The 9,619-nt window shown below is 40.1% G+C and carries 4 protein-coding genes; 3 read left to right on the plus strand and 1 reads right to left on the minus strand.

The annotated features are described in order from the left end of the window. The 3 genes from ACOVO2_RS23815 to ACOVO2_RS23825 form a co-directional block, all read left to right on the plus strand. Positions 1-4,626, plus strand: a 4,626-nt coding sequence (locus tag ACOVO2_RS23815) for a gliding motility-associated C-terminal domain-containing protein (protein ID WP_421772373.1), incomplete at its 5' end; no start/stop codon positions are given. Between the two features lie 215 nt (positions 4,627-4,841). Further along, positions 4,842-7,397, plus strand: a complete 2,556-nt coding sequence (locus ACOVO2_RS23820) for an OmpA family protein (protein ID WP_421772374.1) — start codon at positions 4,842-4,844, stop codon at positions 7,395-7,397. Between the two features lie 146 nt (positions 7,398-7,543). Further along, entirely contained in the window at positions 7,544-8,029 is a 486-nt protein-coding gene (locus tag ACOVO2_RS23825) for an ExbD/TolR family protein (protein WP_421772375.1), read from the plus strand. 258 nt (positions 8,030-8,287) lie between these two features. On the opposite strand, the gene ACOVO2_RS23830 is transcribed toward ACOVO2_RS23825, so the two are convergent. Beyond that, the coding region (locus ACOVO2_RS23830) for a S8 family peptidase (RefSeq protein WP_421772376.1) at positions 8,288-9,619 on the minus strand (1,332 nt) is incomplete at its 5' end.

Below are 9,619 nucleotides of genomic sequence, written 5' to 3' on the forward strand. Positions count from 1 at the left end.
AATGCCGTAGTGATTACAACGGGTAACAGTTCTAATCCTCCTTCAATTAGTACCAACAAAACCAATTTGTGTGGTGCTGAAGCTGCAACACTTACTGCAACAGGATGTACAGGAACGGTGACTTGGAGTAATTCAGCTACTGGTTCGAGCATTACAGTAACTAATGCTGGAACCTACACTGCGAAGTGTTCAAGTGTTAGTTGTGGAGAAAGCAACCTTTCTAATCAGATTGTCATAACCACAAGATCGGCACCAGTTGCACCGATTATTAGTGCTAATAAAGTAGAACTTTGTGGTACTGAAACAACAACATTGACATCTTCTGGATGTGCAGGTACTATCAAGTGGAATAACGGGGCAACCAATACCTCGATAGTAGTCAATGTATCAGGTACATTTACAGCTACATGTTCGAATGTCTGTGGTGAAAGTGGTAATAGTAATGCTATAATCATAAAGAAAACAGCACTACCACCAGTTCCAACATTAATATCTAATACGACCAGTCTATGTGGTACAGAAAAAGCAAATTTAATAGCTAACGGTTGTTCTGGACAGGTAACTTGGAGTACTGGTACTACTGGAACCCAATTAAGTGTCAGCATTGCGGGTACATATACAGCAACATGCTCTACTGTATGTGGCGAAAGTGCCCCAAGTCAAAGTGTTGTGATTCAACAGGGAAATTCGCCAGCAGCACCAATTATCTCATCTGATAATATGAATGTTTGTGGAACAGAAAAGGCTACCCTAATAGCCATGGGATGTTCTGGAACAATTACATGGAGTACAGGTGCAACAGGAACAACTGTTCAATTGAGCTCGGGTACATATTCTGCAAAATGTGTAAACCCTTGTGGTATAAGCAGTGCGTCTAATGTTGTAAACATCTTGAAGGGTGGATCACCAAATGTGCCAAAATTGACTGCTGATAAACTTAGCCTTTGTGGAGTTGATACTGCAATTTTAACCGCAAGAGGATGTCCGGGGACTATTATATGGAAATCTGGTGCTACAGGTAGCACATTGACAGTTTCTGCTGCAGGTACCTATACTGCCACATGTAAAAATGATTGTGGAACTAGTCTGTCATCCGATAACCTGGTAATTTTAAGTGGAGGAAACCCTTCTGCTCCAAATGTTTCAGCTAATAAAACTGAAATTTGTACAACGGAGTCGGCAGTTTTAACTGCAACGGGATGCTCAGGAATAGTAACTTGGAATAACGCTACATCTGGAAGTAGCTTGACAGTTTCTACCGTTGGAACTTACACTGCAATCTGTACTAATACTTGTGGAACGAGTGCAGCTTCTAAATCAATCGTAATCAAAGCCAAATTGGATTGTGATGTATGTACAACACCAAATGCACCTACTATTGTAGCAGATAAAACCAGCTTATGCGGAACCGAAACAGCGACCCTAACTGCATCAAATTGTTCTGGAACAATCACGTGGAGTTCAGGTGCGACAAGTACTACAATTATCGTTGGTGTGGCTGGAACATATACAGCAACATGTACAAATAATTGTGGAACAAGTCCTGTATCTAGAGTACTTACAATCACTTCTGGTGGTGCTCCTTCTGCACCAAATGTAACTGCAAGCAATACAAGTCTATGTGGAACTGAAACAGCTACATTAAATGCAACTGGCTGTTCTGGAACCATTACTTGGAGTGCAGGTGCAACAGGTAGTTCATTTGCAGTATCGACTGCAGGAACTTTCACCGCAACTTGTAAAAATGCGTGTGGAACAAGTGTAGCATCACAGGAAGTAGTAATAACCACAGGCCAAAACCCAGCAGCTCCAGCTGTGACATCAAGTAAAACTGAGATATGTGCAACCGAATCAGCAATATTATCAGCGACACCTTGCACTGGGACAATAACTTGGAGTAATGGAGCAACGGGAAGCAGTTTGACAGTGACAACTTCGGGAACATATACCGCTACTTGTAAAAATGCATGTGGAACAAGTGTAGCCTCTATACCAATAATTATCAAATCTAAAACAGATTGTGGTACTGGCTGTTTGGCAACTGCTCCAGTGGCGAGTGCATCGCAAACAACCATTTGTAAACCAGAAAATGTCACACTGACAGCAACTGGCTGTATAACAGGTACAGTGGTGTGGTCTACTGGTCAAACAGGGAATGTAGTGACTGTCAAACCAACCGCAACTTCAACTTACTCAGCTGTATGTAATGTCTCGAGCACATGCTCAAGTCCACTTTCTAACCTAGTTCAAGTAAAAGTTGGAGTAGTTTCAACGCCAACTGTAGCATGTAGTACAGACCTGGTTTGTAGCGGAGAGTCAGCAACCCTCAAGGCTTATGGGTGCGAAGGAACAGTAGTCTGGTCTAATGGTTCTACGGGTGAATCAGTCATCGTAATTCCAGATGGCATAACTAAATACTCAGCAAAATGTAAAGTAGGAGACTGCGAAAGCCTTGTTTCCGAACATATAGCGATAGCGGTTGGAATTCCAAATAAACCATTTATTACTTGTAAAAATAATGTTATTTGTTCTGGAGGGTCAACAACGCTAACAGCAACAGGATGTACAGGTATCGTAGTTTGGTCTGAAGGATCAACCGGTGGAGTGCTCAATGTTTCTCCGACCGCTGAAAAAACAACCTACACAGCTATCTGTAAATCATTAGGAGGTAAGTGTGAAAGTGAGAAATCAAATGAAGTAGTGGTAACAGTTGGAAAGAAAGTAGATGCACCAAAACTGATAGCTGAAATTAAGAATGTTTGTCCATTCAATACAGCTGACCTAAATACTGCAATTTTAAGCGATCCAGCTGCAGGAGGACAATTCGAATTCCATACTACAAGTTCGACAAACTCTCCGTTAGTAACAAATCCTGGTGCAGTTGTAGCAGGTACATACTATATCTTTGAGCGTAGTACTGTTGGCTGTTATTCAGATGGTGTTGCCGTGAAAGTTACGATTACTGCCTGTGAAGGTGGAGGCGTAACTCCAACTATCCCAGTTGTTGATATTGCAGTGAAGAAAGTCGCTTCAGCACCGGTAGTTCCTGTAAATGAAACCGTTAGCTACAAAGTGATAGTTAAAAATAACGGACAAGTAAAAGCAACAGGAATCGAAGTGCGTGATATTTTACCGAGTGGTTTAGCTTTCGAAAGTGTAACAAGTAATGCAACATTTGCCAACGGTATCGTATCTCTAAAACTAGATTCATTAGTAAGAGGGGATAGCGTCATTTTTACTTATAACACGAAAGTAACCGCAGCCGGTAAGATTGTAAACAAAGCAGAGTTATCGAAGATAAAGGAGACAGATAATGTGCTGTCAAATAATTCAAGCGAAGCTGTGATCAACGATCCAGCCTCGGGCGAACTTATTGGTCTGAGTAAAGTATGTGATCCAGCTATATTGGTAAGTGATAAGATTTATAACGTACCGTTTGTAATCTACGTTACTAATTTAGGTGGAACTGATGTGAAAAATATTCAGGTTAAAGATGATCTCGACCGTGCATTTGGTAATGGAGCTAAAATTTTGAATGATACTATCAAAATAGTTGCTGACTCTGGCCTAGTTGTGAATCCTAAATATACAGGCCGTGGATTGAACACCGACATGCTAATTGATTCATTGAGCAGTATCAAGAAAGGTCAGAAACTTGTGATGAGATTCACGGTGAAAGTGGATTTGAAAAATGCAACAGTTACAGACTTCTTTAATGTTGCTGAGGTAACAGCAAATGGTAAGAAAGACATTTCAACTGATGGTATAAACTCTGACCCTGACGGTGATGGCGATCCAACAAATAACGCTGACCCAACACCAATCCAGTTTAAGATTGATATTGCTCCAGATCGTCCGGCAATTGGCATTGCACTTTCAGTAGCAGATTCTGCGAAAGTTGATGAAACATGCTACAGTGTAACTTACTTAGCTCTCGTGAAAAACTTTGGAAACTCTAAGTTGACCAACGTACAAGTTTCGGATACTTTAAGCAAAACATTTGCCGATAGCGTTACTTACAGAGTGCTTGGATCATCGGTCAGTAAAAACAGCACATTGAAATTGAATCCGAATTTCAATGGTAAAGAAGATGTAAATCTTTTGATCGCCGATTCAACTAGTAAATTAGAAGTAGGTCAGTTAGATTCGTTGGTGTTTACCGTGAAAGTATTCCACAAAGGAGTAACTGGTCCATTCAATAACAATGCATATGCCAAGGCTATTGGAAATGGTAAAGTTGTAACAGATATCTCAAATGCAGGTACTGAAATCAAGATCAATGAATCAACACCTACAGCCTTAGTATTACCGGTAAGCGAAGGAAATCTCACAATTCCAGAGGCTTTCTCTCCAAATGGCGATGGTAAGAATGATACGTTTATTATTGAGTTGCCAGCAGGTGCTACAATGATTTCGTGTGATATTTACAATCGATGGGGGCACGTGGTGTTTAAAGATAAGGATGGTATCTTGACTAATAAAACAAAAGGATGGGACGGAACGTCTAATCAAGGTGTTAGATTCGGAACCGAAGGTGTGCCAGATGGTACTTACTTCTTCACTCTTGATTACGAACTAAATGGACAAAGAGTTCATAAAGTAAGTTACTTAACACTTGCCAGATAATCCGTGAGCATTCACTGACCAAAAAGTGTCACTTCTCAAAGCGTTTGCTATGAAAGTGGCACTTTTTTTTATTGTTGAAAATATAAAATTCTCATTATAAGGTGTTTTATTGTTGTTTATCCATCAATATTGGTGATTTGCAACTAATAGATTAGCTAAAGGCATGATTTTTGCCAAACGTACGTTATTTAAATAAAAAGCACCATTCTATTGCGATGTCAATTAGGAGAATTATATTTTTGGTTTATCTCATAACTACGACTTTAGCATTGTTTGCTCAAAATACCTCGAAGGTTTTTCAAAAAGCCAATACCCAATTCGAGACTTTGGGCTATGCAAAAGCTATTGAACTGTATGAGACTGCCCTAAAGAAACCAAAAGGTGCTTCCGAAGAGGAAATCGTCAAGGCAAAATTGAATTTGGCTCTCTGCTATAAACAGGTAAAAGATTATGCAAATGCAGAAAGGGTTTATCGTGAGACCCTAAGTGCAAATCCAATCCTAAAAGGCGAAGATATTAAAGCATACCGACACTTTGCTCAGGTACTTACAAGCAACGGAAAGTTTCCCGAAGCTAATCAACATTGGCAAAAATTCAACGAACTTCAAGAACAAGATAAGCGAGGTATTGAATTCATCAAACTAAATAGTAATCGAGAGGCTCTAGAACGAAATGCTGGAAGTTACAGAATCGAATACGTAGGTATCAATTCGAGTAGTGCTGATTTTAGCCCTGTATATTTCAAAAAGGGATTAGTATTTGTTTCGGGGCGTAGTACCAGTTCTGGCATTCGGAGAGTTTTCAATTGGGATGCATCTTCATTCCTTGATTTGTTTTACCTCGAAGATCTAAAAGCGATCGGAAATGAAAGCAACGGTGCCTCGGCCATTGGCTCGAGTACACAGACGCCTATTCAAAAGAGTGCCCCACCCTCAAAAAAGCTCGGAACCGATTATTACACACCACCAACCCCAAACGATGGCAAGACTATTGGTCGTAAGGGTAATGAGTATATTACGGGAAGTAAAGATTTAGATTACGAAGAAAATCCAACGATTCCAACCGAAAAATTTAGCAAAAATCTCAACTCTAAGTACCACGAAGGCCCATGTGCATTTTTTCATGATGGCTCAAAAATTATTTTTACTCGTAATAGTCAAATCGGTGGAGGAGGATTATTTGGACAGAAAAAAAATGCCACAATCAATCGTTTGAAGCTTTATATAGCCGAATATGAGGATAATGATTGGCGTAAAATTAGAGAAGTACCATTTAACAGTAATGATTATTCATGCGGACATCCGACCCTTACTATTGATGACAAAACATTATATTTTGTATCAGATATGCCAGGTGGCTATGGTGGAACAGATATTTGGATGACTCGATATAATAATGGAGAATGGACAAAACCTCAAAATTTGGGTGGTGCAGTGAATACGCGTGGCAATGAAATGTTTCCATTTATCGATGAGAGAGGAAACCTTTATTTCTCATCAGATTTCCATCCCGGATTGGGCGATTTGGACATTTTCTTTATTCCGATGAATACTGCAACGGGTATGCCAAGTGGAAAGGTACGTAATTTGGGAGCTCCGCTCAACTCAAATAAAGATGATTTCGGAATCCTTACCGACAGCGAACGCCAAACAGGTTTTCTGAGTAGCAACCGCAAAAGAGGTGGTACCGATGATGATATATACAAATTTACTCGCCTTGGCACACTCTATGGCTGTCGAGAATTGATAGTAAATATCTATGATAATGAAACCAAAAAACCATTCGATCGAATAAGATTCGAATATGAAATCAAAGGAAATAAATTGAGTAGAGAAAGTGCCATAACCAGTAGTTTGGGTACAATAAAACTGTGTCTCGAAGCCGATAATGAATTCAATATTTTTGTTAAACAAAATGGTTTTCAAACCGAAACCGTCAGCTTTTCTAATAAAGATGCTTCTGATTACGAATCTTCAAAATTGGATATTTTTCTTAAGAAAGAGATTATACTCGTAGATAAAAACAAAAAAAGTAAACCTACCGAAACTAAAATCCAAAATGATGTTTTGGTGTCACATAAAAATAACAATTCTGTTTCGACAATTTTTAGAGGAATCGTAACTGCAGGAAAGGATAGTACTCCGATTGCGGGTGTAAAAATAAAATTCATTAATCAGTGCACGGGCATCGCTCAAGAAATGGTTACTGGGTCAGATGGTTCGTACGAATTTAGGCGTGAGCTCAACTGTGATTATATTTTAGAGTCTTTCAAAGAAAATTTCGGTAAATCGGCAGAATTAGTAGCAAAAATTGAAGAAAAACGTGGTATAATTAATATTTTTCGCAAGAAAACTCCTGTTCTCAGCGGAGGCTCGTTGTTCGATACAAAGCTCTACAAAGTGGGTGACGTAGTAAAACTTGATAATATTTACTATGACTCTGATAGTTATAAAATTCGGAAAGATGCTGCCCGGGAACTCGAAAAACTCGTGTGGACGATGCAGAAAAATCCAAATATGATTATCGAAATTCGTTCGCATACCGATACCCGTGGAAATGCTCTTGATAATTTAAGTTTATCGCAGCGGAGGGTAAACGAAGTTGTTGATTTCTTGGTTGATAAGGGTGTAGCTCGTGCCAGAATGAGAGGAGTAGGGAAAGGAGAATCAGAGCCAGTTAATAGCTGTGGTGATGGCGTACAATGTACCGAAGCCGAACACCAACGTAACCGCCGAACCGAGTTTAAGATTCTTTCTATTGAACGGAAATGAAATGTAGGACATTAAGATTTTAAGGAAGCCTTCGCTCAAAGCGAAGGCTTCCTTTTTTATTTTTGAAGTTTTATTTTGAAATTTAAAAATATATTTAGATATTTATCTAAATAATTAATAGATATTCAACTTAAACTTTTACAACAATGGCCGAACTCACCACCAACACCCGCCAACCCCGAGTAGATATGACCCCGATGGTAGATTTGGGGTTTCTGCTCATCACGTTTTTTGTATTTACCACAACTTTCACCTCAAATCGAATGATGACCCTGTATGTGCCTGACAAAACCAACGTACCAGGGCCACCAATCAAATATCAAAATACCTTGACGCTTATTTTGGGAAAAGACAATCGGATTTTTTACCACCAAAAAGGCCCAAAAGATTTGAATCCAAGTCTTTTAACCGAAACCGCTTACGGCACAGCATTAAGTAAATTAATTCTTGAAAAACGGAAACAGGCTGAGAATATCAAAAATTTTACGGTTATCATTCGCCCAACTGATGAATCTGTTTACAAAAACACAGTTGATGTACTGGACGAAATGAAAATAACTAACCAACCGCTTTATGTACTGACTGATATTTCTCCGAGAGAAGTAGAGGTGTATAAAATGAAACTCTTGTAAAGAAAATGAGGCTGTCTTAAAAGCAAAATCAACCAAATAATATTCAGCAAATCACCGGGCGTCGGTCGCCTCATCCCAACCGCATCGGCGGTCCGACCTTCTCCTCACAGGAGAAGGGCTAAAAGTCTCCCTCTCCTGCGAGGAGAGGGAGATTGAGAGGGTGAGGCGGCCGACGCTCGGTCAAATGCTATCCAAATATTCTTTTGTGAAGAAAACCTTTGAGACAGCCTCTTTTTTCTTTGTAAATAATTTATTGTTTTAAAACGAACTAACGTTCAATCTTCCACCAGTTACACACCTGCCTGAAAGTGAAGCAGTAGGCGTTACAGAAGATAATAAAGCACTCTTGATAGTAGCTGCCGAAGCTCCTGCATTAATTGAAGCATAAAGTGCAGCTGCACCCGCCACGTGAGGCGTTGCCATCGAAGTTCCGTTATAGCTTGCGTAGCCCGAAATAACTTTACCTTTCGAGGTTACTGGAACTGTCGAGAAAATACCCGAACCTGGAGCTCCTAAGTCAACTTGTGTTGCACCAAAGTTAGAGAAACTTGATAAACCACCAGTATTTGTAATTGAAGCAACCGCAATTACGTTTGCAACATTGTAGTTCGACGGGTAATTTGCTGTTGCATCATTATTACTGCTTGCATTTCCAGCGGCTGCAATAAATAAGATACCCGCATTATTGGCACGCTGAATAGCATCTTGCAGTGCTTGCGAGAAGCCACCGCCACCCCAAGAATTATTAGTAGCTACAATATTAAGACCGTGTCTAATTTTCAAGTCTGTGAAGTAATCAACAGCCTTGATTGCATTGGCGGTTGTACCACCTCTGCTCCCTAAAAATTTGGCACCAATCATTTTAACATTCCAGCATACACCCGCAACACCTCTACCGTTACCACCAACACCACCGATAGTACCAGCTACGTGTGTGCCGTGGTCATCGCCTACACCATCAAAAATTTGCTTGTCATTACCTGCAAAATCCCAGCCATAAACGTCATCGACTAAGCCGTTGCCATCGTCATCAACGCCATTTCCGTTGATTTCTCCTGGATTTACGCCTGCATTGGCGGCTAAATCTTCGTGGGTGTACATATACCCTTCGTCAATAATTCCGATGTAAACTGTGTTTGAGCCAGTTTTACCATTTGCCCATGCAACAGCCGCATTGCTACCAAATTGGTTGGCTGGAGAAGTCGCAGCACCATACATGCCCCAAAGCGAGCCATTGGTGAAATAAGTATCGTTCGAAACAGCATCGTGCGTATAGATGTAGTTTGGTTCAGCATACTCAATTTCATTCAAGCCTTTTACCCTCGCAATAGCTTCTAATGCATTCATCGGCATCTGAACGAGCGTAACTCCTTCCTTATCACCAAATCTCTCCATCAATTTCGTTAGAATCTTCTCCTTTACTTTACCTCCAATTCTATTCAAAATTTCAGCTTGTTTGGCATCAGAAACACCACTTTTAAATTTGATTAATACTTCGTTTGGTTCGTAGTCTTGGGCGGCAGCTCTGGCCGAACTTCTTTGAGCAGTAGAGGTTGTGTTTTGTGTATCTGCCGTTTCAATGACATCAGT

Source organism: Emticicia sp., assembly GCF_049241225.1.
Lineage (GTDB): Bacteria > Bacteroidota > Bacteroidia > Cytophagales > Spirosomataceae > Emticicia.